Origin of the sequence: Albidovulum sp. (assembly GCF_041919395.1) — a bacterium.
Classification (GTDB): domain Bacteria; phylum Pseudomonadota; class Alphaproteobacteria; order Rhodobacterales; family Rhodobacteraceae; genus Albidovulum.
In genome coordinates, this window is the sequence record NZ_JAYRTX010000003.1 from 41,136 (window position 1) to 66,992 (window position 25,857).

The following is a 25,857-nucleotide window of genomic DNA, read 5'->3' on the forward strand; positions in this document are numbered from 1 at the left end:
CTCAGGTGTCTTTCCGTGACACGGTGATCGGGGTGCCCCAGGGGTCCGTCCCCCGCGTCGCCAGGACGCCCGAGAGCCGGTCGTGGTTCGCGGCGTCGGCAAGAAGGTTGACCTCGGCGAGACCGGCCGCGTCCGGGCTGCGCCTGCCGGCTCCGCGGCTGTTCCAGACGTTGGCGGCAAGGTGGTGGTGGTATCCGCCGGTGCTCAGGAAGGCGGCGCCGGGGTAGTGGGTCACGATGTCGAAGCCGAGCGTGCCGGCGTAGAACGCCTCGGCCGCCGGCACATCGCCCACCTGAAGGTGGACGTGCCCGACCACGGTGCCGTCGGGCGCGCCCGTCCAGGGACGCGCGGCATCGGCAGCGAGGAGCCGCAGGTCGAGCGGGTCGGTCGCCATCCTGATCCGGCCGTCGCGCCGCGGCCATTCGTCCCGCGCGCGGTCGCGATAGACCTCGATGCCGTTGCCCTCGGGGTCGGCGAGGTAGATCGCCTCGCTCACCAGATGGTCCGAGGCGCCCTGAAGCGGCAGGCCGGCCCCGGAGGCGTGGAGGAGCCAGGCGCCGAGGTCGGCCCGCGAGGGCAGGAGGAAGGCGGTGTGGAAGAGCCCCGCCTCACGGGGATCCGCGGCCTTGGCGGCGCGGTCGGCGCGGAGTTCCAGTAGAACCCGCCCGCCCGCGCCGAGGGTGCGGACCCCACCCTCGGAGGCGATGGGGGTCAGCCCGATCGCGGTCTCGTAGAAGGCGGCGACGCGGTCGATGTCACGCACGGTCAGCGCAACGCGGCCGATCTCGACGGGGGCGGAGGCGGTGGACATGGTCGTTGCTTTCCTCTGAGCCGGGTCAGCGGCGCGAAAGGGCGTGGGCGCCGTTGCCGAGAAGGGCGAGTGCCGCCATCACGATGGCCCAGAGCACCGGATATTCCCAGCCGCCGTTCGGGTTGGAGAAGAAGAAGCCGTTGGCGCCATGCCCGAACCAGGCCGCTCCGAGAAGCACCGGCACCATCGCGAGCGAGATCGCGCGGGTGTAGAAGCCGGCGATGAGCGCGAGGCCGCCAATGAGTTCGAGGGCGATGGTCAGATAGCCGAGAAAGCCCGGAAGGCCGATCGAGGAGAAATAGCCGGCGGTGCCCGCGGGGGTGAAGACCGCGATCTTCAGCCAGGCGTGAAGGACGAAGTAGACGCCTGTCGAGAGGCGCAGGATCAACGCGGCATAGTCGGCATTGGTCGGCCGGGCGAGCGGGGCGGTGGCATCGTAGGTGGTCATCATCTGTCCTTTCGAGGGTTGGCCCGGGTCGGGCGATGCGGGAAAGATGATCTCATCCGATAGAAATTATAATCCGGAATTCGGGAAGATCATTGCATCCCATAAGGAAGCAATTCGGGTCAAACGCCCCAATCGCGTCCGCGGAAATGAATCACGAGATGGTCGATCAGCACCCGCACCTTGGCGGCGAGGTGGCGCCCCGGCGGATAGAGCGCGAACGCGCCGAAAGGTTCGTCCACGAAGTCCGCCAGGAGGGCGCGGACCCGGCCGCCGCGCAAAGCCTCGGCGGCGACAAAGTCGGGGACATAGGCCAGACCAAGCCCGGCCGCAGCGGCCTGAAGGCAGGCCTCGGCGTTCGAGTAGTGGAGCCGGCCGCGCACCGGGACGGAGGTGATCGCTCCGCCGACAAGAAAACGCCAGTGGCCGGGATCGCGGTAGTTCGTGTCGATGACGCATTCGTGCCGGGCAAGGTCGAGGGGACTCTCCGGCACGCCCTTTCGGGCGAGATAGGCATCCGCCCCGACCAGCACCACGCGGATCTCGCAGAGCCGGCGCGCGACGAGGGTTGTGTCGGAAGGCCTGCCGACCCGGATTGCTGCGTCGAAGCCTTCGTCCACAAGGTTCACGACCCGGTCGGAAAAGGAAACGTCCAGCGAGATGTCCGGATAGGCGGCGGCGAAGTCATTGAGCGCGGGGACGAGTTCGGTCGTGCCGAAGGTCAGGGGCGCGGTCAGCCGCACCCGCCCGCGGGGGCTTGCGGAGGCGTCGCGGACACTCTGGTCCAGTGCATCGAATTCCTCGACGAGGCCGCGGAGCTGCTCGTAATAGGCTTGTCCGACCTCGGTCGCCGAGACGGCGCGCGTGGTCCGGTTCAGAAGCCGCACCCCCAGTTCCGCCTCCAGCCGCGCGACGACCTTGGAGGCCTGCCCCGACGTGGTACCGAAGCGGCGCGCGGCGGCCGTGAAGCTGCCGGTCTCCATCACCGCGATGAACATCCGGTCCGAGGCGAGGCGATCCATGATTGCGTCCGATTCGGCGAAAGTCGGTTCGAGTTTGGCGCAATTCCCGCCAAGGCGGCAGGGGTGTCAGCGGCGCGCCATCAGCCGCGCCGCATCGAGCATGCGGTTGGAGAAGCCCCATTCGTTGTCATACCAGCCGAAGACGCGGAGCAGTCCGCCCTTTGTCACATGGGTCTCCGGCAAGGCCATGACGATGCTTTCGGGCCGCGCACGCAGATCCGATGACACGAGCGGCCGGTCGGTCCAGCCGATTACGCCGCCCGTCGCGGCGAGCCGCGCAATGACCGCCTCGCGTCCGGGCCGCGCACGGGTCATCACCGACAGGTCCACGGCCGAGACGGAGGCCACCGGCACGCGCACCGCCGCGCCCTCGATCCGGCCCGAGATCTCCGGCAGCACGACGTCCAGCAGGCGTTGCGCCGAGGTCGTGGTCGGCACCATCGAAAGCGCCGCCGCGCGGCTGCGGGCATAGTCGGCCCCCGGCGCGTCCACCGTGGGCTGGCTGCCGGTATAGCAATGGATCGTTGTCATCCACCCGGTTTCCACGCCCCATTCTCGCTCGATCAGCCGGACAAGCGGCGCAAGCGCGTTCGTGGTGCAGGAGGCGTTGGACACGATGCGATGGCCGGGCGAAAGCTTTTCGTCGTTTGCGCCGATGACGAGCGTGAAGTCGGCCGTGGCGGAGGGGCCGGAGACGAGCACCCGCCGCGCGCCCCCCCGGAGGCCCGCCTCGGCGAAGGACCGTTCTCCGCCGAGCCCGGTGCATTCCATCACCACGTCGATATCGGACAGGTCGAGCGTGCCGAGGTCGCGCGCACCCGTCAGCCGGATGCGGCGCCCGTCCACGACGAGCGTATCCGGCTCCAGCCGCACCTCGCCTTTCCAGGGGCCAAAGGTGGAATCGTATTCGAAGAGATAGGCGGCCAATTCGGGCCGCGCGATGTCGTTCACTGCGACGATCTGCAGCCCGTCGCCGGACGACCCCGAAAGGGCGGCGCGCAGCACCGAGCGGCCGATGCGGCCGAAGCCGTTGAGCGCGACGCGGATCGTCATGGGCAGCCCCTTCTTGTTCCGCGCCGATCCTAGCCGCATGCAAGCGATTGAAAATGCCGAAAATGTACCCGATACGCCCGAATTCCCGGCCGTTCAGTATCCCCGGCCGCGGGCGGTGACAGGCCAGAGGCATTCGACACGGCCGCCGCGCAGGCCCACATACCAGTCGTGAAGGTTGCATGTCGGGTCGCAATGACCGGGGATCAGGCGCAGGCGGTCGCCCGGTTTCAGCGTGTGACCGGCATCGTCGATCACGCCGTGTTCGTCCGAGGCCGAGGCATAGGTCAGGTCCGCCCTCCCCGCGACCCGCGGCAGGCCGCTGTCGGTCGCATGGGCCTTCAGACCCGCATCGCAGACCGCGCGGCCGGGGACCGGGGTGCTCATCACCTCGGTGAGCACGAAAAGAGCGTGCTCCCACTCACCGTCGAGCCGAGCGTTCCCCTCGCCGCGGATGCGCGCGTAGTCCGCATCCATGAAGGCGTAGGATCCGCATTGCAGTTCCGTGTAAAGTCCCGAACCGGCCTCCAGCGGCCAGGATCCGGTGCCGGCGCCGGTGACGACCGTCGGCGCAAGCCCCGCCGCGGTCAGCGCAGCAATGGCCTCGCGGACGCGGGCAAACGCGGTCTCGGCCGCGCGGCGGCGGTCTTCCGGCGCTTCGATGTGCTGCATCCCGCCATGATAGGCATGAAGCCCCGCGTATGTGAGGCACGGTGCCTCGGCGACCGCGCGGGCGAGCATCACGGCCACGCCTGCGTCCGGCGCGCCGCAACGGGCACCGCCACAGTCGAGTTCGACGTAGACGTCGAGTCCTGTGCCATGGCGTGCGGCGGCGGCGGAAAGCTCGGCCACATTCGCGAGGTCATCGACGCAGACCCCTACCCGCGCCCCGAGCAGCGGCAACCGGGCGAGCCGGTCGATCTTCGCCGGGTTCCGGACCTCGTTTGTCACCAGAACGTCGGCGATGCCACCGCGTACGAAGGCCTCTGCTTCGCTCACCTTCTGTGCGCAGAGGCCGACGGCCCCGTGGTTCACCTGCAGGCGCCCCACGTCGGCCGAGCGGTGCATCTTCCCATGCGGCCTGAGCCTGAGCCCGGCCGCCCGCGCCGCCGCCGCCATCTTCGCGAGGTTGCGGTCGAGCGCGTCGAGGTCGAGCACGAGGCAGGGCGTCTGCACCTCGGCCTCTGCCATGCCGGGCCGCGCCGGAATGTCGTAGCCGACCTCCAGATCGTCGAGGCGGTCCGTCATCGCACTGCCTCCATGAGCGCATCGCGCATCCGGCAGTCGCGCGCGGCGTCGAGCCCGCAGGGCCGGGGGGCGAGTTCCTTGGTGAGGCAGATCCTTGCCTCCTCGATCCGTCCCGCGTCGCAGGTGATCGTGATCATCGCCGCATCGAGGCCGGGGTTGGCCTCGACGAAGGCCTCTTCGACGACGGACGCGGGCAGCGTCACGTCTTGCCGAAGCGCGCGGAAGACATCCGGGATGACGATGCCTTCGTAGGCCTGCCGCGACGTCTCGAAATAGTCTGCGGCCGATAGGCCGGAACAGCGGCCGTGCTTCTTCCATTCGTACCAGGCAAGCCCGGCGGAGCCCATGATGTCGGCCATTGCGCGCGTTTCCGCCCGCGTGGCATCGCGTGCGCCCGTCCTGCAGTAGCTCGGCCAGCCGAACTCGTACTGCGGCCAGAGACCGTGGAGCGTGAAGCCGAAGTCATGGCGGGGATCGCACTGGTCTTCTCCCCGGGCATCGCCATCAAGGGCGCAGAAGGTCGGCGACCACGAAAGCGACAGGACGTAATAATCGAACACCCCGGCCCGCTCGCCTTCGGCCGAGGCGGGCAGGGCGCTGAGAAGGAGGAGGGCGAGGGCGCGCATTTTCTCTTTTCTCCGGGGGGCAGAGCGACTATATAGCGCCGCAATTCCCCGAAAACGAGGAACCGCGGCCCGAGGGTCGCAGCCGTTTTCCCGGCTCGGGAGAGATTTGTAAAGGAGAAGCCCGATGACGAAACCGCTCATGGCCAAGGCCACGGCCGTCTGGCTGGTGGACAACACGACGCTGAGCTTCAAGCAGATCGCCGATTTCTGCGGCATGCACGAGCTTGAGGTGCAGGGCATCGCCGACGGTGACGTTGCAACTGGCGTGAAGGGCTTCGACCCGATCGCCAACAACCAGCTCGAACCTGGCGAGATCGAGAAGGGGCAGGCCGATCCGCTCTACCGGCTGAAGCTGAAGCACAACCCGGCCGCTCTGGGCGAGGAAAAGCGCCGAGGCCCGCGCTACACGCCGCTTTCCAAGCGGCAGGACCGGCCGGCGGCGATCCTGTGGCTGGTGAAGTTCCACCCAGAGCTTGCCGATTCGCAGATTGCCAAGCTCGTCGGCACGACGAAGCCCACGATCGCCTCGATCCGCGACCGGACGCACTGGAACATCTCGAACATCACGCCGATCGATCCGGTGGCGCTCGGCCTATGCCGGCAGACCGAGCTTGACGCGGCGGTGCAGAAGGCGGCGAAGAAGAAGGCGGGCGACGGCGCGGTGATGTCGGATGACGAACGCCGCAAGCTCGTCTCGACCGAGCAGTCGCTCGGCATGTCCACCGAGCCGAAGATTCCCTCTTCCATCGCCGGGCTGGAGAACTTCTCCTTCTCGCGCGCACAGGAAGAGGAAGAGAAGAACCCGGCCGACTATTCGGATGCGGAGAGCTTCTTCAACCTGCCGCACGGCGATGACGAGGATGACGAGGACGAGGGGCGGGGCCGGCGCTGACCGCAGGGTGGCAGTCCGTGGGTCCTAGCTAGGCCTTCTTCTTCTTTTTCTTCTTCTTGCCCGGCACCCGGTCGGTCGCGGTCTCCCCGCCGGGATCGGCCTCGAAAACATCCGCAAGCCTTGCGGCGTCCAGCGCCGCAATTGCCTCCATCCGTGCCGACACGGTGGCGAGTACCTCATGCAGCGCCGCGATGCGGGCATCGCCGGATGCGGATTCGGCCGCGAGCAGCCGGTCCAGGAGCGGCGCGACCGCGCGGCGCTGCCGCCCGCCGACAAGGAGGCGGATGATTTCCCAGGGGTCGGGCGGCGCGGTGAAATAGTCCTTGCGGTCGGCCGGCGCGCGGGCCCGCGCGATCAGGCCCCATTCGCGCAGTTCCTTCAGCGCCGTCGAAACATTCGACCGGGACAGGCCGAGCGCCTGGGTCAGGTCGTCGGCGCAGGGCGGCTGGGCCGCGCGCCAGATCGCCGCGAAGCACTGCCCGGCGGGGCGCGAGATGCCGCAGAGCGCTCCCAGTTCGGCGACGATTTCGGGAAAGGCTTGGGTGGCGGCCATGGTGCTCTTTCGCGAAGGGTTGTTCCAGCCTCGCGAAAATCGCCGCTCCGTCAAGGCGTCCGCACGCGGTCGAGCCGGAAGCGGGTCGTCTGGCGATAGCTCTCGCCCGGTCCGAGCACCGCCGGCGGGAAGTCCGGCCGGTTCGGCGCGTCCGGCCAGACCTGCGGTTCGAAGGCCATGCCCGCGCGCGGGCCGTAGGCGCGGCCGTCGAGTCCGCCGCCGGCGGCGACCGCGAGATGCCGCCCGTCATAGACCTGAAGCCCCGGTTCGGTCGTCGCGATGCTGAGCCGGACGCCCGATGACCCCGTCATCGTCGCCACTTCGGTCAGGTCGCGGCGGGCGGAGGCGAGGCAGAAGTTGTGGTCGAGGGGCGGCGCGCCGGACAATTGCAGGGCCGCGCGGAAGTCGTACGAGGTGCCTGCGACGGAGAGCGGCGGGCCCGTGGGGATCATCGCGGCATCGACCGCGAGGTATCGGTCGGCGGCGACCGCAAGGCGGTGGCCGCCGGTATCGGCGCTGCCGTCGAGGTTCCAGTAACCGTGGTGCGCGAGGTTCACGATCGTCATGACGTCGCTCGTCGCGGTCAGGTCCAGGGTCAGCGTGGCCGGTGACGCTAGCCGGAAGCGCGCCCGGATCGTCCGGTTGCCGGGAAATCCGCCCTCGCCGTCGGCGAGGTCTGCGCGGAGCGTGGCATGGTCCGGCCCGGCGTCCTCGACCGCCCAGATCCGGGCGTGAAGGCCGCGCGCGCCGGAGTGCAGGAGCGTGCGGCCCTCGTTCGCCTCGAAGTGGCAGAGGCGGCCGGCGATGAAGGCCCGCGCCCCGGCGATGCGGTTGGCGACCGGTCCGACGATGGCGCCGGCGTAGAGAAGCGGGCCTGCGTAATCCGCGGGGTCCGCCGCGCCGAGAACGAGCGGCCAGTCCACGCCGGCTAGCCGGAGGTCCTGAACCGTCGCGCCGAGGGTCAGCAGGCGGAGGCTCAGACCCCCGCCGGTGAGGTGGAGTGCATGGACGGCGCGCCCGTCCGCCATCCTGCCCGCCTCGATCATCGCTGCCCTCCCCCGTCCGCCCGCTGGCGGCATGGTCGCGCCCGCACGGCCGCCGTCAATCCCCTGCGAGACAGTCGGCGATGGCGGTGCCGATGCCGTCCAGGACGGCGAGGTAGAGCCCCGGCCCCGGTTCGGCCGCCCGGCCCTCCGGATCGAGGGGCGCGCCGAGTCGGGCGGGCGTGCCGGCGACGAGGCTCTCGATCGCGCGCGGATCATGCCCGGCCTCGGGGAAGGCGCAGGCGACCTCGCCCGCCTCGGCACGGGCGCGCAGCTCCGCGACATGGGCTGCGCCGGGATCGGCCGCGTCGCCCTCGGCAAGGCTGCCTGCGACGGCAAGCCCATAGTGGCCCGTGAAATAGCCGTAGGCGGCATGGCCAAAGACCAGTCCCTTGCCCGGCGTCGGCGCAAGGCGCGCGGTGAGCGCGGCGTCCAGCGCCGCGATGCGGTCCCGCGCCGCCGCGGCATTGGCGCGGTAGGTGCCTTCATTCCCGGGGTCGAGCGCGGCCAGCTTTCCGGCGATTGCGCCCACCCAGAGCGCGGCGTTGGCCGGATCGAGCCAGGCATGCGGGTCGGTGTCGCCGTGGTCGTGGGCTTCGCCGTGATCATGGCTTCCCGCCGGATCCGCGGTGCCGTCGTCGTAGTCGATCAGGAACGTTCCCGGCAGGCCGAGAAGGGCGAGGTCCTGCCCCGCGTGCCCGCTCGCGAGCGCATGGTCGAGCCACGGCGTCATCTCCGGCCCGATCCAGACGACGAGCCGGGCCGACTTGACCGCGCGCAACTGGGACGGCCGGAGCTGGAAGTCATGCGCATCCGCGCCCTGGCCGAGCAGGAGCGCCGGCCCGCCGAGATCGCCCATCACCATCGCGACGAGCGAGTGGACCACTGGCGTGTCGGCCACAACCTGCGGCACATCGGCGCTCGCGGGAATGGCCGCCAGCGCGGCCGCGGCCGCCAGGCGCAGCATGGATGGCATCGGAAACTCCTTGGCTCTTGTCCGGGTCTCGGAGATATCGTATGTAATATCATAACATGTCAAGGGGACCTTGCCTTGCCTGACACAGAACCGCGGGTCGACCCCGCGACGGCCTTCGCGGACCATGATCATGCGCTCTGCGCCGGCGGGGTGCTGGCGCGGGCAGAGGCCGTGAGCGCGGCCGCGGGTGCGCGGCTGACACCGGTCCGGCGCCGGACGCTGGAAATCCTGCTGCATTCCCACCGGGCGCTCGGCGCCTACGAGGTGCTGGAGCGTCTGGCGGAGGAAGGCTTCGGCAACCAGCCGCCGGTGGCCTACCGGGCGCTCGATTTTCTCGTCGAACAGGGGCTTGCCCACCGCATCCGCCGGCTCAACGCCTTTGCCGCCTGCATGCACCCCGGCGAGACACACAGCCCGGTGTTCTTCATCTGCCGCGCCTGTGACGCTGTCGCGGAGGCGCCGGCCGAGACGGTACGCGATGCCCTGGCGGAGGTCGCGCAAGGGATCGGTTTCACGGTGGAGCGGATGAACGTCGAGGCGCTCGGGCTCTGTCCCGCCTGCGCGGAGAGCACGGAATGAAGCTCGTAGAGGCCAGCCGGCTTTGCATCCGTCATGGCGCGCAGGCGGTACTGGAGAACGTCGATTTCGCCATTTCGGCCGGCGAGATCGTGACCATCGTGGGCCCGAACGGGTCGGGAAAGTCCACACTCGTCCGCGCGCTGATCGGACTCGAGCAGTTGGTGTCAGGGACGGTCGTGCGGCGCCCGGGCCTCGGCATCGGCTATGTTCCGCAGCGGCTGCATCTCGACGCCGCGTTGCCGATGACGGTGGCGCGGTTTCTCTCGCTGCCGGGGCGCGTGGGCGGGGACGCGGCGGCGCGCGCGCTCGACCGGACCGGCGTTCCGGGGCTTGAGGACCGGCAGGTCGCGTCGCTCTCGGGTGGACAATTGCAGCGGGTGCTGCTTGCCCGCGCGCTTCTGGCGCGGCCCGAGATACTCATCCTCGACGAGCCGACGCAGGGCCTTGACCAGCCGGGGACGGCGGCCTTCTACCGGCTCATCGAGGAGGTGCGGCGGGAGACGGGCGTCGCGGTGCTGATGGTCAGCCATGACCTTCACGTCGTCATGAGCGCGTCGGACCGCGTCGTCTGCCTCAACGGTCATGTGTGCTGCGAGGGGACGCCGAGCGTCGTCTCGGCGGCGCCGGCATACCGCGCACTCTTCGGGGCGGGGACTGGCGGGGCCTTCGCGCTCTATCGCCATGTCCACGACCATGCGCATGATGGTACCACCGATGCCCACGATCATCCCCATGGCCACAACCACGACCATGGTCATGCGCAGGGCGACGCGCACCGGCACGAGGACGAGGATGCCTGACAGCTTCCTGATCATGGCGGGGCTCGCCGGCATCGGCCTGATGCTGGCGGCCGGTCCCCTCGGTGCCTTCGTCGTCTGGCGGCGGATGGCCTACATGGGCGATGCGACCGCCCATGCGGCCATTCTTGGCGTGGCGCTGGCGCTGGCGTCCGGCATGCCGGTCGCGGCCGGGACGACGGTGGTGGCGCTCCTGATGGCGCTTGCCGTCACCGTGCTCAGCAACCGGGGAAGGGGGGCGGACACCGCGCTCGGCGTCCTGGCCCATTCGGCGCTGGCCTTCGGGCTCGTCGCCGTGTCGTTCCTGCCGAACGTCCGCTCCGACCTTTCCTCCTGGCTCTTCGGCGACGTGCTGACCGTGGGGATGGGAGACCTCCTCTGGATCTGGGGCGGTTCGGTCGCGGTGCTGGCGCTCCTCGTCTGGCGGTGGGATGCGCTTCTGACCGCGACAGTGAACGAAGAACTGGCACAGGCGGCCGGTATCGACCCGCGGCGGGAGAAGCTCACCCTGACGCTCGCGCTTGCGCTCGTCGTCGCGGTGGCGCTGAAGATCGTCGGCGCACTCCTGATCGCCGCCCTGCTGATCATCCCCGCCGCCGCCGCCCGCGCGCTTGCCCGCACGCCGGAGGCGATGGCGGTCTGGGCGGTGGCGGTGGGCGCGGTTTCGGTGGTGGCGGGGCTCTCGCTGTCGCTTTTCCTCGACACGCCCGCGGGACCCTCGATCGTCGCCGCCGCCGCCGGCCTTTTCGGCCTGAGCCTGATCCCCTTCCGCGCCCGCTAGATTCCCGGCCGCGACAGCGATATTCCGGCCGGGTGGAAGACCCCCGGGGGACAGAATGGCCAATCATCTCTACGACGCGCTCTTCGGACGGCACGAGGGGAGCACGGCAGACTTCCTGATCCTTCCGGACGGGTCGCGGCTCAGCCACGGCGGTTTCGGCGCCATGGCCGCGCGCTATGCGTCCGCCCTTCTGGGGGCAGGGCTCGAATCTGGCGACCGGGTGGCGCTGCAACTGGAGAAGAGCCCCGACATGCTGGCGGTGATCGCCGGGGCGATCCGGGCGGGGATCGTCTTCCTGCCGCTCAATACCGCCTACACGCCGGCCGAGATCAGCTACTTCGTCGCTGACGCGGGCGCGCGGCTCCTGCTATGCGATGGGCGGACTGAAACCGCCCTCGCCCCGGTGGCCGCGGCGGCGGGCGCGCGCCTTGCCACGCTGAACGCCGACGGAAGCGGCAGCTTCGCCGAAGCTGCGCGCGCCGCCGCGCCGGGGCCGGTGGCCGAGCGGGCGGCCGATGACCTTGCCGCGCTCCTCTACACCTCCGGCACGACGGGCAGGTCGAAGGGCGCGATGATGAGCCATGCGAACCTCTTGTCGAACGCCGAGGTTCTGGTGGACGTCTGGCGCTTCACGGATCGCGACGTGCTCCTTCACGCGCTGCCGATCTTCCACACGCACGGGCTTTTCGTTGCCACCAACGTGGCGCTTCTCGCCGGCTGTCCGATGATCTTCCTGCCGAAGTTCGACGCCGATCAGGTGATCCGCCATCTGGCCGAGGCGACCGCGATGATGGGGGTGCCGACCTTCTACACGCGGTTGCTTGAGGACCCGCGCCTGACCCGTGACCTGGCCGCCAAGGTCCGTCTCTTCATTTCTGGCTCGGCGCCCTTGCTGGCCGAGACCCACCGCCAGTGGGAGGCCCGCACCGGGCACCGCATCCTCGAACGCTACGGCATGACCGAGACCAACATGAACACCTCGAACCCCTGCGACGGCGACCGGCGCGCAGGCACCGTCGGCCTGCCCCTGCCGGGGGTGGAACTGAAGGTCTGCGACCCGGCGGGGCGCGAACTGCCGCGGGGTGAGATCGGCACCATCGAAGTGCGGGGCCCCAACGTCTTCAAGGGCTATTGGAACATGCCGGAAAAGACCGCCGAGGAACTGCGTTCGGACGGGTTCTTCATTACCGGCGACCTGGGCTTCGTGGACGCAGACGGCTATGTGTCCATCGTCGGCCGGGGCAAGGACCTGGTCATCACCGGCGGCTTCAACGTCTATCCGAAGGAGGTGGAGCTTGCCATCGACGCGCTGCCCGGCGTTCTGGAAAGTGCGGTGATCGGCGCTCCGCACCCCGATTTCGGCGAGGGTGTCGTGGCAGTCGTCGTGCCGGAGGCCGGCGCCCCGCTGGATGAGGCCGCGATCCGGGCGTCGCTGTCCGAGACATTGGCGAAGTTCAAGCAGCCGAAGGTCGTGGCCTTCCGCGCCAGCCTGCCGCGCAACACGATGGGCAAGGTGCAGAAGACGGTCTTGCGCGAGGAGTTCCGGGACATCTTCGCCTCCTGACTCACCGGCCGACGCCGGTGTAGGCCTCGAACCCGGCCTCGGCGGCGTCCTTCGGCGAATAGACGTTCCTGAGGTCGGCCATCCGGGCGTGGGTCATCGCCTTCGCCATGCGGGACAGGTCGAGCGCACGGAACTCGTTCCATTCGGTCAGGATGACGACGGCGTCCGCCCCCGCCGCCGCTGCATAGGCGTCATCCATCCAGGTGACGCCCGGCAGGAGATGCTCGCCCTCGCGCCGGCCCTGCGGATCGACCACGCGCAGCTTCGCGCCGTTGCCGACGAGTGCGGGCACGATGGTAAGCGCGGGGGCGTCGCGCATGTCGTCGGTGTTGGGCTTGAAGGTGACGCCGAGCACGGCGATCGTCTTGCCGTTCACAGAGCCGCCGCAGAGGTCCATCACCTTGTCGACCATGCGCCGCTTGATCTCGTCGTTGACCTTGATGACTGTTTCGACGATCTGCATCGGCGCGGCGTGTTCCTGGCCGATGCGGGCAAGGGCCGAGGTGTCCTTCGGGAAGCACGACCCGCCGTAGCCTGGGCCGGCGTGCAGGAACTTGTTGCCGATCCGGCCGTCGAGGCCGATGCCCTTCGACACCTGCTTCACATCGGCGCCGACCTTTTCGCAGAGCCGGGCGATTTCGTTGATGAAGGTGATCTTCGTCGCGAGGAAGGCGTTGGCGGCATACTTGATCAGCTCGGCCGTCTCCAGATCCGTGTAGAGGATCGGGAAGTCGCGCAGGAAGAGCGGCCGGTAGACCTCGCCCATGACCTTTCTCGCCCGCTCGGAGGTAACGCCGACGACGACGCGGTCGGGCCGCATGAAGTCGTCGATCGCCGCGCCTTCACGCAGGAACTCCGGGTTCGAGGCGACGTCGAACTCCTTGCCGGGCGCGGTCCGTTCGATCACCGCGCGCACCGCGGCATTGGTGCCGACCGGGACCGTCGATTTCGTCACCACGACGGCGTAATCCGTCAGGGCGCGGGCGATCTCCTCCGCGGCCGCCATCACGTAGGTCAGGTCGGCATGGCCGTCGCCGCGGCGCGTTGGCGTGCCCACGGCGATGAAGACCGCATCGGCGCCATCGACGGCCGAAGCCAGATTGCCGGTGAAGGAAAGACGTCCGGCGGCGACGTTCTTCGCCATCAGGACATCGAGACCGGGTTCATAGATCGGCACCTGTCCCGCATTCAGCATGTCGATCTTGCGCGGGTCCTTGTCGACGCAGACGACCTCGTGCCCGAAATCGGAGAAGCAGACGCCCGAGACGAGCCCTACGTAGCCCGTGCCGATCATCGCGATCTTCATGAAACAGCCCCCGACCAATACTCGGGCTGGAGAAGGACCCATCCCAACCCGCCTGTCAACGCCTCAGCCGTAATTCGGCGCAATCCTGCCCCTGAAATGCCGTGGTTTCGTGCACAGTCGCGCGAAATGTCGTGACTTGTCGTCGTTCGGTTCGGGGTCCGGGAATGATCGCGCGCACCATCAAACTCGTTGCCGCCGGGTTCCTCGCCGGCGTGACACTCGTGGGTGCGGCCGATGCATGTTCGCGCGCGACGGTTGCGGGCGCGGAAGCCCCGATCCGACCGGAGGCGCGCATCGACCAGGCAGTGGTCGATGCCGCGATACTGGCAGAACTCAACTACCACCGTTGCAAGGCCGGACTGCCCGCGCTCTCGGACGCGCAGGGCCTGCGAAAGGTCGCGGGCCGACACGCGAAGTGGATGGCCAGTGCCCGGGTGCTGTCGCACCAGTCCCAGACGCCAGGGCAGGCGACAACCCTCGCGCGGATAAGAGCCTCCGGTGTCAGGTTCCGCGCAGGGTCCGAGAACATCGGCCAGATCGCGCGCTTCCAGATAGACGGCAAATCCTTCCGGATCGCCGACGCGGCCTCCTGCGGCTTTCTCGGCGGCGATGGTCAGGTGATTCCACCCCACTCCTATTCAACTCTGGCGCGTACGATTGTCGCCTACTGGATGGCTTCGGCGGATCATCGCCGGAACATCCTCGACCGCAAGGTGACGCGGGTCGGCTCGGGGATCGGTTTCGATGGCAAGGCGCCATACTGCGGAAATTATTACGTTTCGCAGAGCTTTGCGGGCTGACGCACGCAGGTGGCAGGGCCACGGGCGTATTTGCAACACTATCGTAGCCGCGCCGCAGCAACGCTGAAAACTGCTTTGATTTCGTGCAGGTTTATGCTCTCCTGCCACAGGATGCTGCCGCGAGTGGCGGCTCTTGAAGGCTAAGAGCGGAGAATGAACATGAAGAAAATTGCGACCCTCGCTGCGGTCATGACCATTTCGGCCGGCGCGGCGTTCGCCGGCGGCTACTCGGCCCCCGTCGTGGAAGCCGAGCCGGTTGCCGTGGAAACCGGCGCGAGCTCGTCGAACGCGGGCCTGATCGTTCCGGCGCTGCTGCTGCTGGGCGTCATCGCGGCGGCTTCGTCGGACTCCTGATCTCGGGACCGAAGTTTGATAATCCAGGCGAAGGCCGGGTGCTGTGCGCCCGGCCTTCGTCATTGCGGGCGGGGATGACCCTGAGCCGCGCCTTCGATCCCGAACATGTCTCAGGGCCGGACGAGCTGGATCGTAACATGGCCGAGTGCCGGGCCAATCCACTGCCGTGACAGCGCCACGGTGCCGTCGGCGGTGACCCAGTAGCTGTTGCTGACGGTCAGCGCCGTGGATGTCGCCTGGCAGGATTCATCCACCTGCTTCGTGTCGTAATGGCGCCCCGCGAAGTCGAAGGACTTTGCGGGCCCCGTCGTGACAGTACATGTCATGGGAAGGGGGCGTTCGATCCCCTCGCCGTCGAGATAGCGGTAGATGCGATCGGCCGTGCCGGTCTGGCGGCGCAGGATCAACCCTTCCGCCGCGCCCGTTTTCGCCGACATCAGATCGTCGCCGAGTCCGCGCGTGGCGGTGAGCAGGCCGTTGCGCAGGACGAGAGTCTGTTCGTTCGGCGTGGCGAAGGTCCGCACCGCGCCGTTGCGTCCGGTCTCACCCAGCGCTGTCAACAGCCCGGCCTTCTCGATCTGCGCCAGGATCAGCGGCCCCTTGAAGGATGTCATGGCCGAAGCGGCGAGCTTTTCCGGGTCAGGCACGGTCGCCGGCCCCGCGGACCGCTTCGGCGACAGTCTTGCCGTCATGCCCTTGACCACGCCGACAGCGATCTTCGTCCCCTCGGTCTTCGAGGTATCCGTGCCGCAGCCTGCGAGGAACAGCGCCGCGAGACCGGCGCCGACGAAGGCGGCACGGCGGAGCGTGCGCCCGGCGGGCGCGGCCTGGGATGTCACCGCCAGAACCTCCCCCACTGGATTTGCATGTCGCCCTGGTGGGTGCTGCGGACCGTCTCGTAGAGCCTTCCGTCGACGTCGAGCCGCGCGCCGCCGTCGCGGTTCAGCGGCTTGATCACCGTCGTCACCTTGTTGACGGAAGGCTTGCCGGTCGTCCAGCTGACGGGGATCGTCAGGCGCACACCCTTGTCGAAGGAGCCCTCGCCGAAGTCGGCTTCGGAAAGGTCGGTGAAGGTCGCGTAGGCGCCGACCTTCCATCCGTTCGCGAATTCTCGGTCGAGCGTGAAGGTCGCGCCCCAGTCGCCGAGAAGATAGCGGCCCACATCGACCTGGCCGAGGAAGCCCTTGCCGAAGTCGTAGTAGGCGGAGACATGGCCGGTCGCCACGTCGTAGTCGCGGAAGGAGAAGAGCGTGTCGAAGTCGCGCTGCTTCACGTAGTTGACCTCGGCCCCGAGCGCGAGCCGACCGTCCACCGGCTTCCAGAGCACCTCGCCCGAGACGCCGCCGTACATGCGTTCGAGGAGGCCCACGCTCACTCGGCTGTAGAGATTGGGGGCGGGCCGGGCATACCAGGCGAGCGTCAGGTCGTGGATGCCCGGGTCACCCTGCTTCTGATACTCCACGAGGTCGGAACGGACGTGATAGACCGTCGAGTCCGAGACGCGCGTCGATTCGTCCAGATTGCCTACGATCTTCTTGCGCAGGCTGCCCGACAGGATCAGCCCGGGCGCGAACTCGTAGCGCCCGGCGAGTTGCACGCCGAAATCGGCCCTGACCGGATCGTCGGGATCGAACACGCTTGCCTCGCCATAAGGCGAGAGGGACCAGACAAAGCGCGGGTAGGTGCCCGGAGTCGGCACAAGGCCGGTGTTCGGCCCGGTCAACGGATCGGTGAACTCCGCCGTCCGCAGGATTTCCACCGAGCCTTCGCTCTCCAGCCGCTCGATGTCGCTTCGCCGCAGCGTCACGGAGGATGTCGGCATCCCGCTCGCCATCGAGGTGATGACGAATGTCTCGACCGAGGGCGGCAGGGCTCGGGTCAGGGCCCGCGCGACGCGACCCACCGCCTGCGGCTGGGAGAGGTATTTCTGGTTGCGGATGCGCACTTCCACCCGTGTCGCCGAAAGCGCCATGCTTTCCAGGACCTGCCCGTCCTTGGCCAACGCCTTGGCCAGCGCGGACTGCACGCCGGGGTGCACCTCGGGGTCGGCCGTCCAGTCCGTCGCCCATGCCGCAGGATCAGCCGACGGCGCGGGGCGCGGCCGGACCGGCAGCGGTGCCGACTCCAGCCCGCTCGGCGCGGGCGCGCGGCGCGGATCGACGGTCAGGTTGAACTGGAGCCCGACTTCCGAGCCGTAGAGGTAGTATCCCGTCAGGCTCGCCGACTTGTTGAAGCGATACTCGAAGCCGAGGTTGACCGAGGAATCCCGGGAGAACGTGCCCGCCGTCGTTTCGCGGTCGTAGGCATCCGAGGAATATTCCGCCTTCAGCGTCAGCTTGTCGGTCGCCGCCCAGGCAAGGCCGAAGAAGGGCGATACCGGGCCACGGAAGAACTGGTCCGTGTTGGCCTTGCCGCCCTCGCCGATGTCAAGCACCGGGCGCGAACCGAAGGGGCTTGCGATGTCGCCATGGCTGCCGAGACGGCCCCAGCCAAGACCGGCCGTTGCCCTGAGACGCGGCGTTATCGTCTTCGACGCGACGACGTATTCGCCAGAATAGACACCGGTCCCGATGAAGTCGCGCAGGCCGATGGCGAGCGCCGGACGCCAGCCCTTCTCGTCGAGCACACGGTACTGGACGTCGAAGGAACGGTCGTAGAGCGCAGTCCCGTTGGTGAAGATGCCCGGCACCCGCGAATAGCGGAAGGCGCCGCCAAGCCGGTCCGTAACCTGGAATGTGGCCGTAATCCTGAGCGCGCCGGGAAAGCGGAAGACACTCGCCGTGATGATCCCTTCGGGGTTGCTTTCGGCCGTCGGCATGTCGATGAGCCCGGGCAGGCCGAAGGTCCCCGGGCTGGGCGCGAGTGTCGGCTCGGCATAGGCTACCAAGGCTCCAAGCGCGGCCACAGTGGTGAGGCCGATGCCTGCGATCTTCTGTCCCCGCACCCTGCTCTCCGTCTTCTTGTTGCGGCGCCTTTGTTTGCCGACACTATACACGGATCACCGGCGGCTGCGAGGGGCTAAGGCAAATCCGCCCACTCGGCGGGCGATGCTTCGCCGCCTGGCGGTCATTAATGCAACGCTTGGTGCCGCGGGACGGTGAGACCGCCCCGCGGCTCGCGCAGATCACATGCAGGCGTCGAAAAGTGCGCGGGTGTTCTCCCGCGTCATCGCTACCGGATTACCGCCGCATGACGGGTCCTCCAGCGCCATTTCGGTCAGCATGTCGAGGTCGCCGAACTGCACGCCCATGGCCGAGAGGCTCTCCGGGATGCCCAGTTTCGCCCGCAGCTCCATGACCTGATCGTGGAAGCCGGCAAAGCCCCCCCCGAAGCCGATGTAGGCGGCGGCCTTCTCGATCCGGTCTTCGATGGCCTTACGGTTGAACTCCATCACCATGGGCATGACGACGGCATTCGTCGTGCCGTGGTGCGTGCCGTAAACCGCGCCGACCGGGTGAGAAAGCGAGTGGATCGCACCGAGGCCCTTCTGGAAGGCCACAGCCCCCATCGCCGCCGCGCTCATCATGTGGGCGCGGGCTTCCAGGTCGTTCGGGTTGTCGTAGACCTTCGGCAGGTTCTCGAACACGAGCCGCATCCCCTCGAGCGCGATACCCTGGCTCATCGGGTGGTAGAAGGGGCTCGAAAAGGCTTCGAGGCAATGGGCGAGCGCGTCCATCCCGGTGCCCGCCGTGATGAACCGGGGCATCCCCACCGTCAGTTCCGGGTCGCAGATCGTGACCGAGGGCAAGAGCTTCGGGTGGAAGATGATCTTCTTCTTGTGGGTGGCGGAATTCGTCAGCACCCCGGCGCGGCCGACTTCGGACCCGGTTCCAGCGGTCGTGGGCACTGCTACGATGGGCGCGATCTTCGATGCGTCCGCCCGCGTCCACCAGTCGCCAATATCCTCAAGGTCCCAGACGCTGACCTTCTGATCGACCATCAGCGCGATCATCTTGCCGAGGTCCAAGGCCGAGCCGCCGCCGAAGCAGACGACGCCGTCATGCCCCCCGGCGCGGTAGACCTTCAGCCCGGCTTCCATGTTCATCTCGTTCGGGTTCGGGTCCACCTCGGAAAAGACCGCGCGGCCAAGGCCGGCGGCATCGAGGATGCCCGTCGCCTCTGCCGTGATGGGCAGCGGGGCCAGCGCCTTGTCGGTGACAAGAAGCGGCTTCTTCATGCCGACCGCCTTGCAGTGGTCGGCAAGCTCGCGGATGCGGCCGGGGCCGAATTTCACGGCGGTCGGATAGGACCAATTGGCGGTGGGCACGGTCATGGTTTCACCTTGCGGAAGTGGTAGGAGCGGGGACGGGTGACGGACTGGTAGCCAAGCTTCGACAGGCCGACGCCACGGCCGGTGTCCTTGCAGCCGGTCCAGCAGATCGCCGGATCGAGGTAGTCGGCGCGGTTCATGAAGACGGTGCCCGTTTCGATCTGCCGGGCCAGCGCCCAGGCGCGGTCAGGGTCCTGGGTCCAGAGGCTCGCGGTCAGCCCGTAGGGGCTGTCGTTCATCAGCCTGAGCGCCTCTGCGTCGTCCTTCACGGGCATGATGCCGACGACGGGGCCAAAGCTTTCCTCGGTCATCACCCGCATGGAGTGATCGACGTTCACCAGGATCTGCGGCATGAGGTAGGCTCCGCCGTCATCGGCCGGGAAGTTCTGCCGCTCGATCAGCGGCCTGGCGCCAGCAGCAACGGCCTCGGCGGTCTGGGCGCGGACCGTGTCGGCGAAGCGGCGGTTGGCCATGGGGCCGAGCGTGGTGTCGGCTTCGAAGGGGTTGCCGAGCTTCAGGGCGTTCACCCACTTCACCGATTTCTCGACGAACGCGTCGAAGAGCTTGTGGTTGACGTATATGCGCTCGATCCCGCAGCAGCACTGGCCGGCGTTATACATCGCGCCATCCATGAGCACATCGACCGCCCAGTCGAGATCGGCATCCTCCATGACGTAGCCGGGGTCCTTGCCGCCAAGCTCCAGCCCCAGTGCCGTGAATGTGCCTGCCGCGGCCCGTTCGATCGCCTGGCCGCCGCCGACCGAGCCGGTGAAGTTCACGAAGCCGAAGGAGCGATCGGCAATGAGTTTCTCTGTCCCGGCGTGGTCGAGGACGACGTTCTGGAACACGTCCTGCGGCACGCCCGCGGCATGCAGCGCCTCGGCGATGCGTTCGCCAACAAGGAGCGTCTGGCTCGCGTGCTTCAGGATCACCGCGTTGCCGGCGATGAGCGCGGGGACGACCGTGTTCATCGCGGTCATGTAGGGGTAGTTCCAGGGCGCGACGACGAAGACGAGCCCATGGGGCGCGAATTCGATCCGGCGGGCGAAGCGGTCGGTCTCCTCAACCAGCATCGGCGCCAGCGCCTCGGCGGCGATGCCGGCCATGTAGTTCGTGCGTTCGTTCAGCCCGCCGAACTCGCCGCCGAAGCGGGTCGGGCGGCCCATCTGCCAGGCCAGTTCCTCGACGATCCGCTCCTTGTCGGCATTGAGCCGGGCCACGCCGTCCTTCACGAGCCGGATGCGCTCGTCGAGCGTCCGGGCCGCCCAGGCGGGCTGCGCCGCCTTCGCCCGCGCCACGACCGAAGCCGCCGCCTCCGGCGAAAGCGGCGGCCGCTCGGCATAGACCCGCCCGTCCACGGGCGAGATACACTGGATCATCTTCGTCATCTGGTCCTCACTTGGCGCCTTGCGCGCCTGTCACGGCCTTACAGCCGCTCGAATCCCCGTTTCACTTCCCAGTCGGTCACGACGCGGTTGTGTTCGCTGACTTCCCACTCCGCGGCATGGACGTAATGGTCCACCACGTCCTCGCCGAAGGCGGCGCGGAGCATCTTCGACTTGCTCATCAGCGCCGCCGCCTCGCCGAGCGTATGGGGGATCTCCCTTACGCGCCGGGCGTGGTAGATGTCGCCGGCGATCGCGGGCTCCAGTTCCAGCTTCTGCTCGATCCCGGCGAGTCCCGCCGCCAGAAGCCCGGCGCAGGCCATGTAGGGGTTGAGGTCGGCGCCGCCGATGCGGCATTCGACTCGGACCGCCTTCGTCCCCTCGCCGCAGACGCGGAAGCCCGCCGTGCGGTTGTCGAGCGACCAGACGGCCTTGGTGGGCGCGAACATGCCGACGACGAAACGCTTGTAGCTGTTGATGTAGGGCGCGAGGAGCGGCGTGATCTCGCGCGCGTAGGCCAGTTGTCCGGCAATGTAGTGCTTCATCAGCGCGGACATCCCGTGCGGGTCCTTCTCGTCGCGGAAGGCGGGCTTGCCCCCCTTCCACAGCGACTGGTGGACGTGGCTCGACGAGCCCGCGCGGCGGTGGTCGTATTTCGCCATGAAGGTCGCGGCCCGGCCCTGGGCATGGGCGATCTCCTTCACGCCGTTCTTGATGATGGCGTGCATGTCGCAGGTGTCGAGCGCGTCGGAATACTTCGCGTTCACCTCTTCCTGCCCGGCCTCGGCCTCGCCCTTCGAGCACTCGATCGGGATGCCGGCGGCCCAGAGGCCGTTGCGGATCGCCCGCATCACCGCTTCTTCCTTGCTGGTGCCGAAGATCGCGTAATCGGCGTTGTGGCGGCCGAGCGTGCGGAGGTTCTGGTAGTCGCGGTCGTGCAGCGCGTCGAAGCTTTCCTCGAAGAGGTAAAATTCCAGCTCCGTCGCCATCATGGCGTCAAAGCCCATCGCCTTGGCGCGGGCGACCTGGCGCTTCAGGATCGCGCGGGGGCTGACGGCGACCTCCTCATGCGTGTGATGGTCGAGAAGGTCGGCCATGCAGAGCGCCGTGCCCGCAAGCCAGGGGACGCGGCGCAGCGTGGCGAGGTCCGGCTTCACCACATAGTCGCCGTAGCCCTTTTCCCAGCCGGCCGACTTGTAGCCCGGAACCGTGAACATCTCGACGTCGACGGCGAGGAGGTAGTTGCAGCAATGCGTCTCCTCCCACCCGCTGTCCACGAAGTGCTGGGCAACGAAGCGTTTGCCCATGAGGCGGCCCTGCATGTCCACGATGGCCACGAGGACGGTGTCGATCTCGCCAGCGGCGACGGCCTTCTTCAGCGCGTCGAAGGTCAGGTTTGCGGGCATTTCGCCTCTCCTCGCTCGTCTTTTCGGGCCCGGATTCGGGCCCCACCCTGTCGATCCGGTATTTGATCAAATTTTCTGCGAAAGGAAAGGGGCGGCGGAATGCCCGCCGCCCCTTCTGGTTGTCATGTGTAACGGTAAGGCCGCCCGGCCTTGACCATGTTCTCGTTGTACTTCTCGATGATGGCGACGACCTTGGCCTTGGTCTCGCTTTCGGCCGCGATCTCTTCCCAGAATTTCCGCGCGGCCTCTTCGACCGTCGCCCATTCCTCGTCCGGGATGGAGGTGAGCTTGGTATCGGCGCCCTCGACGCGCAGCTTCGCCTCGCCCGCCCAGTACCAGTGCTGGCGGTAGTAGTGCGACTGCTCGAAACAGGTCTTCATCAGAAGCTGCAGGTGCGGCGGCACCGCGTTCCAGCGTTCCTGGTTGGCGAAGAAATGGCCGATCCAGGCGCCGGAGATGTTGTTGGTCAGGAAATTCGGCGCCTGCTTTGCCCAGGACGCAGTATAGACTTCGGTGATGCCGGACCAGGCCACGCCGTCCAGTTCGCCTGTCTGCAGCGCGATCTCGATGTCCTCCCACGGAAGCGTGACCGGGACCACGCCGAACTGGGCGAGGAAACGTCCGGCGGTCGGGAAGGTGAAGACGCGCTTGCCGTTGAGGTCGGCGAGCTTCGTCACCGGGTCCTTCATCGAGAAGTGGCAGGGGTCCCACGACCCCGCCGAGATGTGCTGGATGCCGACCTTGGCGTATTCTTCCTTCCATATCTCGTCGAGACCGTAGTGGTTGAAGAGCGCGGGCACGTCGAGCGAGTAGCGCAGCGCGAGCGGGAAGTAGCCGCCGAAGACCGTGACCTCGGTCGGCGAGGCCATCGAATCGTCGTCCGACTGCACCGCGTCGATGGTGCCGTTCTGCATCGCCCGGAAAAGCTCTGCCGTCGGCACGAGCTGGTCGGAGAAGTAGAGCTCGATCTCCATCTGGCCCTGCGCGATGGTGTTGAAGGCCTCGATGGCCGGCTGGATGACCTGCGCGCCGAGCGCCGCACCCGCGTAGGTCTGGAGCCTCCACTTGATCGTGTCCTGCGCGCGCAACGTCGCCGGCGCGGCCAGCGTGGCGCCCGCGGCAAGCGCGCCAGAGGTCAGGAACTTGCGTCTTGTCGTCATCTCACTTCTCCTTGTTGCAGGTGCCCCGGGCCCCCCCGGGGTCTTCTTCTTGGTCAAAGCAGTCTCTCCGGCAGCCAGAGGGCGATCTCCGGGAAGATCATCAGCACGATCAGGGTGAAAATCATCACCATGACGAAGGGAAAGACCGAGCGGTAGATCATCGGCAGCGAGAAGTCCGCCGGCGCCATCGCCCGCATCAGGAAGAGGTTGTAGCCGAAGGGCGGGGTCAGATAGGCGATCTGGCAGGTGATCGTGTAGAGGATGCCGTACCAGATCAGGTCGAAGCCGAGCGCCTTGGCAAGGCCGACATAGATCGGCGCGACGATGACGAGCATCGCGGTGTCATCGAGGAACATCCCCATGACGAGGAAGCTGAGCTGCATCAGGACGAGTATCTGCCAGGCCGAGAGGCCGAGGTCGCGGACGAAGAAATTCTCGATCGCGCGGCCGGCGCCCAGTCCGTCGAAGACCGCGCCGAACGACAGCGCCGCCATGATGATCAGCATGAACATCGTCGTGATGGCGAGGGTGGAGCGTGTCGCCACCTCGAAGACCTCGCGCGTGAAGCGGCCCTTGATCGCTGCGGCGACAACCGTCGTCAGGGCGCCGACGACCGAAGCCTCGGTCAGGCTCGTCCAGCCCTTCACGAAGGGAATCATCATCGCCCCGAAGATGACGACGGGCAGGAGTCCCGCCTGCAGAAGCCGGATGCGCTCGGCCCAGGTGATCGCGGCGCGTTCCTCCGCGTTCATCCGCGGGGCGAGGCCGGGTTTCAGCCAGCACCGCACCACGATGTAGACGACGAAGAAGGAGGCCATAAGCAGCCCCGGCATGAGGCCCGCAAGCCAGAGTTCGCTGACCGGCTGGCGGGCGATCTGGGCGTAGAGCACGAGGACGACCGAGGGCGGGATGAGGATGCCGAGGCTCGACCCGCCCTGGATGACGCCCGAAATCATCAGCTTGTCGTAATTGCGTTTCACGAGTTCGGGCAGCGCGATCGTGGCCCCGATCGCCATTCCGGCGACAGACAGGCCATTCATCGCGGAGATCATGACCATCAGCAGGATAGTGCCCACCGCAAGCCCGCCCGGCAGCGGGCCGAACCAGACGTGGAACATCTTGTAGAGGTCCTCCGCCAGCCGGCTTTCCGACATCACGTAGCCCATGAAGACGAACATCGGCAGCGTGAGCAGCGCGTTCCACTTCATCAGCTTCATGACCGAGGAAAAGCCCATGTCGGACCCGCCCGGCCCCCACAGGAGGATCGCGGCGACCACGGCGACGAAGCCGATGGCGCCGAAGACCCGCTGCCCCGTGATCATCATCAGGAGCATGGTCGAGAACATCAGGGTGGCGATCATCTCGTAGGACATCAGATTTCCTCACCGCGGATGACCGCGACGTCGCGGATGAGATGGGCAATGGCCTGAAGGATCATCAGGAAGAAGCTCACGCAGATCACCACCTTGATCGGCCAGAGGTAGGGGCGCCAGCCGGTGGGGTTCCGCTCCCAGGTCTCGAACGAATAGGCGGTGCTGCCGATCGCGCCGTAGAGCATGACGCCGAGATAGAAGAGGAGTGCGAAGACGGTGAAGACATCCCACCACGCCTGCGTGCGCGGCCTGAGCCGGGCATAGACGAGGTCCATCCGCACGTTGGTGTTCAGAAGGAACGTGTAGGGTGCGCCCAGAAGGTAGTAGGCCACCAGCGTGAACTGCGCCATTTCCAGGGTCCAGATCGCCGGCACCCGGATGATCTTGGTGATCGAGGACCAGATCAGGATCGCCATCATGACGAAGAGGAGATACATCGCGAAGCGCCCGATCCGGAAGTTCAGCGCCTCGACGAATTTCACGTAGGATCGCGCCCAGTCCGGCATGTCAGGCCATTGCCTCCTCGGTCACCGGCGGGTTGATCGCCGCAAGCGCGGCCTTGAGCACGGGGGCCAGCGTCGCCGCCATCGCCTCCTCGGCCCCGGGCGTGGCGATGAGGTCGTTGCGGATTTCCAGCATGACGTTCGCAAGCCCGTAGGGCGTCGCCTGGAGCCGCAGCGTATGGGTGACCTCGTCGGCCGCGGAGTAGGGCTCGTTCAGCCGGCAGTCGAGCCGGGTCTGCGCCTTCGCCTCGGCCAGGACAGCCAAAGCGAGGGCCGGGTCCTCGTCATGGATGACGCCGAACTCGACCGCGCGCGGCTGGCCGAACCAGACTGGCGTGAAGCTGTGGATCGTGACGATGACGGGAGGGCGGCCGCGGGCGAGACGGCGGGCGATCTCGGCGCGGAGTTCGGCGTGGAAGGGAAGATAGACGGCTTCCGTCCGCCGGCGCCGCTCGGCCGCGGAGAGGCGCGCATTGCCCGGAATGTCGTAGTCTTCGCTGCGGGCGGCCATCGCCCCCGGCGAGTGCGGCGGGCGGTTCAGGTCGTAGACAAGGCGCGACACCCCTGCCGCCACGAGCGGCGCATCGAGCAGCCGGGCCAGCCGCCGGGCGACACCGAGAGCGCCCGGATCCCAGGCGATATGCGCCGCGCGCGCCTCGGGCGTCAGGCCGAGCGTGCCGAAGGCGGCCGGGAAGTGGTTCGAAGCATGTTCGCAGACGACCAGGAAAGGCCCTGGCGCCTCGCGGTTCTTTGTCACGACGACCTCAAGGCCGGACTTCTGCGCCCCCGCCATCGTTCTGCTTCCCCCCCGATTCACGACTACAAGGCTCGTTCGCCACCTCTGTTTCTGTCAAGATGTTTTCTTGATGGAGAATCCTGTTACAATCTTTTCTGGCGCGGCGCGGCGGAACCC

The 25,857-nt window shown here is 67.7% G+C and carries 26 protein-coding genes; 7 read left to right on the forward strand and 19 right to left on the reverse strand.

The features are described 5' to 3' along the window. Position 1 precedes the first annotated feature (1 nt). The 6 genes from ACMUOO_RS01245 to ACMUOO_RS01270 all read right to left on the reverse strand — a co-directional run bounded on the left by ACMUOO_RS01245 (position 2) and on the right by ACMUOO_RS01270 (position 5,202). A complete protein-coding gene (locus ACMUOO_RS01245; RefSeq protein WP_301919407.1) occupies positions 2-811 on the reverse strand; it encodes a VOC family protein in 810 nt (269 codons plus the stop codon). Positions 812-836: 25 nt separating this feature from the next. Beyond that, positions 837-1,259, reverse strand: coding sequence for a DoxX family protein (locus ACMUOO_RS01250; RefSeq protein WP_301919406.1), 423 nt, complete (start codon positions 1,257-1,259; stop codon positions 837-839). Positions 1,260-1,378: 119 nt separating this feature from the next. Continuing rightward, a complete protein-coding gene (locus tag ACMUOO_RS01255) occupies positions 1,379-2,278 on the reverse strand; it encodes a LysR family transcriptional regulator (protein ID WP_301919405.1) in 900 nt (299 codons plus the stop codon). A 66-nt stretch (positions 2,279-2,344) separates the two neighbouring features. Beyond that, positions 2,345-3,331, reverse strand: coding sequence for a type I glyceraldehyde-3-phosphate dehydrogenase (locus ACMUOO_RS01260; RefSeq protein WP_301919404.1), 987 nt, complete (start codon positions 3,329-3,331; stop codon positions 2,345-2,347). A gap of 93 nt (positions 3,332-3,424) precedes the next feature. Then, positions 3,425-4,576 (reverse strand): DSD1 family PLP-dependent enzyme, encoded by a 1,152-nt coding sequence (locus tag ACMUOO_RS01265; RefSeq protein WP_301919403.1) that lies wholly within the window; start codon positions 4,574-4,576, stop codon positions 3,425-3,427. Next, positions 4,573-5,202: a ribonuclease T2 gene (locus tag ACMUOO_RS01270; RefSeq protein WP_301919402.1), complete on the reverse strand. Its 630-nt coding sequence runs from the start codon at positions 5,200-5,202 to the stop codon at positions 4,573-4,575. The genes ACMUOO_RS01265 and ACMUOO_RS01270 overlap by 4 nt, the downstream gene beginning before the upstream one ends. A 124-nt stretch (positions 5,203-5,326) precedes the next feature. Here ACMUOO_RS01270 and ACMUOO_RS01275 point away from each other — a divergent pair, with 124 nt between their 5' ends. Further along, a complete protein-coding gene (locus ACMUOO_RS01275; RefSeq protein WP_301919401.1) occupies positions 5,327-6,094 on the forward strand; it encodes a DUF1013 domain-containing protein in 768 nt (255 codons plus the stop codon). Positions 6,095-6,122: 28 nt separating this feature from the next. Here ACMUOO_RS01275 and ACMUOO_RS01280 read toward each other — a convergent pair whose 3' ends face one another. From ACMUOO_RS01280 to ACMUOO_RS01290, 3 genes are read right to left on the reverse strand one after another with little or no spacing between them, the layout of a single operon-like run. Continuing rightward, positions 6,123-6,647: a GbsR/MarR family transcriptional regulator gene (locus ACMUOO_RS01280; RefSeq protein ID WP_301919400.1), complete on the reverse strand. Its 525-nt coding sequence runs from the start codon at positions 6,645-6,647 to the stop codon at positions 6,123-6,125. 50 nt (positions 6,648-6,697) lie between these two features. Beyond that, positions 6,698-7,693 (reverse strand): aldose epimerase family protein, encoded by a 996-nt coding sequence (locus ACMUOO_RS01285; protein WP_301919399.1) that lies wholly within the window; start codon positions 7,691-7,693, stop codon positions 6,698-6,700. 55 nt (positions 7,694-7,748) lie between these two features. Further along, positions 7,749-8,666 (reverse strand): zinc ABC transporter substrate-binding protein, encoded by a 918-nt coding sequence (locus tag ACMUOO_RS01290; RefSeq protein ID WP_301919398.1) that lies wholly within the window; start codon positions 8,664-8,666, stop codon positions 7,749-7,751. Positions 8,667-8,741: 75 nt separating this feature from the next. Between ACMUOO_RS01290 and ACMUOO_RS01295 the strand changes: the two genes are divergently transcribed. From ACMUOO_RS01295 to ACMUOO_RS01310, 4 genes are read left to right on the forward strand one after another with little or no spacing between them, the layout of a single operon-like run. Further along, on the forward strand, positions 8,742-9,245 hold the full coding sequence (locus ACMUOO_RS01295) for a transcriptional repressor (protein WP_301919397.1): 504 nt from the start codon (positions 8,742-8,744) through the stop codon (positions 9,243-9,245). After that, positions 9,242-10,045 carry an ATP-binding cassette domain-containing protein gene (locus tag ACMUOO_RS01300; protein ID WP_301919396.1) on the forward strand — a complete coding sequence of 268 codons (804 nt, stop codon included), beginning with the start codon at positions 9,242-9,244 and terminating at the stop codon, positions 10,043-10,045. The genes ACMUOO_RS01295 and ACMUOO_RS01300 overlap by 4 nt, the downstream gene beginning before the upstream one ends. Beyond that, on the forward strand, positions 10,038-10,823 hold the full coding sequence (locus ACMUOO_RS01305) for an iron chelate uptake ABC transporter family permease subunit (RefSeq protein WP_413854769.1): 786 nt from the start codon (positions 10,038-10,040) through the stop codon (positions 10,821-10,823). The genes ACMUOO_RS01300 and ACMUOO_RS01305 overlap by 8 nt, the downstream gene beginning before the upstream one ends. Positions 10,824-10,878: 55 nt before the next feature. Beyond that, on the forward strand, positions 10,879-12,387 hold the full coding sequence (locus tag ACMUOO_RS01310; RefSeq protein ID WP_301919395.1) for a malonate--CoA ligase: 1,509 nt from the start codon (positions 10,879-10,881) through the stop codon (positions 12,385-12,387). 1 nt (position 12,388) lies between these two features. On the opposite strand, the gene ACMUOO_RS01315 is transcribed toward ACMUOO_RS01310, so the two are convergent. Then, positions 12,389-13,693 carry a UDP-glucose dehydrogenase family protein gene (locus ACMUOO_RS01315; protein ID WP_301919394.1) on the reverse strand — a complete coding sequence of 435 codons (1,305 nt, stop codon included), beginning with the start codon at positions 13,691-13,693 and terminating at the stop codon, positions 12,389-12,391. Between the two features lie 164 nt (positions 13,694-13,857). Between ACMUOO_RS01315 and ACMUOO_RS01320 the strand changes: the two genes are divergently transcribed. Together ACMUOO_RS01320 and ACMUOO_RS01325 are read left to right on the forward strand one after the other, a co-directional pair. Then, positions 13,858-14,493 (forward strand): CAP domain-containing protein, encoded by a 636-nt coding sequence (locus tag ACMUOO_RS01320; RefSeq protein ID WP_301919393.1) that lies wholly within the window; start codon positions 13,858-13,860, stop codon positions 14,491-14,493. 153 nt (positions 14,494-14,646) lie between these two features. Further along, positions 14,647-14,847, forward strand: coding sequence for a hypothetical protein (locus ACMUOO_RS01325; RefSeq protein WP_367891212.1), 201 nt, complete (start codon positions 14,647-14,649; stop codon positions 14,845-14,847). A gap of 110 nt (positions 14,848-14,957) precedes the next feature. Here the strand turns inward: ACMUOO_RS01325 and ACMUOO_RS01330 are convergent, their stop codons facing one another. The 9 genes from ACMUOO_RS01330 to ACMUOO_RS01370 all read right to left on the reverse strand — a co-directional run bounded on the left by ACMUOO_RS01330 (position 14,958) and on the right by ACMUOO_RS01370 (position 25,737). Beyond that, complete coding sequence (locus tag ACMUOO_RS01330; protein ID WP_301919392.1) at positions 14,958-15,686, reverse strand: YjbF family lipoprotein; 729 nt, start codon at positions 15,684-15,686, stop codon at positions 14,958-14,960. Further along, complete coding sequence (locus tag ACMUOO_RS01335) at positions 15,683-17,791, reverse strand: YjbH domain-containing protein (protein ID WP_301919391.1); 2,109 nt, start codon at positions 17,789-17,791, stop codon at positions 15,683-15,685. The genes ACMUOO_RS01330 and ACMUOO_RS01335 overlap by 4 nt, the downstream gene beginning before the upstream one ends. Before the next feature lie 180 nt (positions 17,792-17,971). Then, a complete protein-coding gene (locus ACMUOO_RS01340; protein ID WP_301919390.1) occupies positions 17,972-19,120 on the reverse strand; it encodes an iron-containing alcohol dehydrogenase in 1,149 nt (382 codons plus the stop codon). Continuing rightward, the gene (locus tag ACMUOO_RS01345; RefSeq protein WP_301919389.1) at positions 19,117-20,505 is read right to left on the reverse strand and encodes an aldehyde dehydrogenase family protein; all 1,389 of its coding nucleotides are present in this window, start codon (positions 20,503-20,505) and stop codon (positions 19,117-19,119) included. The genes ACMUOO_RS01340 and ACMUOO_RS01345 overlap by 4 nt, the downstream gene beginning before the upstream one ends. A 38-nt stretch (positions 20,506-20,543) precedes the next feature. After that, complete coding sequence (locus ACMUOO_RS01350; protein WP_301919388.1) at positions 20,544-21,908, reverse strand: glutamine synthetase family protein; 1,365 nt, start codon at positions 21,906-21,908, stop codon at positions 20,544-20,546. A 122-nt stretch (positions 21,909-22,030) separates the two neighbouring features. Beyond that, positions 22,031-23,068 (reverse strand): TRAP transporter substrate-binding protein, encoded by a 1,038-nt coding sequence (locus ACMUOO_RS01355; protein ID WP_301919387.1) that lies wholly within the window; start codon positions 23,066-23,068, stop codon positions 22,031-22,033. Positions 23,069-23,121: 53 nt separating this feature from the next. Further along, the gene (locus ACMUOO_RS01360) at positions 23,122-24,441 is read right to left on the reverse strand and encodes a TRAP transporter large permease (RefSeq protein WP_301919386.1); all 1,320 of its coding nucleotides are present in this window, start codon (positions 24,439-24,441) and stop codon (positions 23,122-23,124) included. Further along, positions 24,441-24,947: a TRAP transporter small permease subunit gene (locus tag ACMUOO_RS01365; protein WP_301919385.1), complete on the reverse strand. Its 507-nt coding sequence runs from the start codon at positions 24,945-24,947 to the stop codon at positions 24,441-24,443. Before ACMUOO_RS01365 ends, ACMUOO_RS01360 begins: the two co-directional genes overlap by 1 nt. A gap of 1 nt (position 24,948) precedes the next feature. Then, positions 24,949-25,737, reverse strand: a complete 789-nt coding sequence (locus ACMUOO_RS01370) for an N-formylglutamate amidohydrolase (RefSeq protein ID WP_301919384.1) — start codon at positions 25,735-25,737, stop codon at positions 24,949-24,951. Positions 25,738-25,857 lie beyond the last annotated feature (120 nt).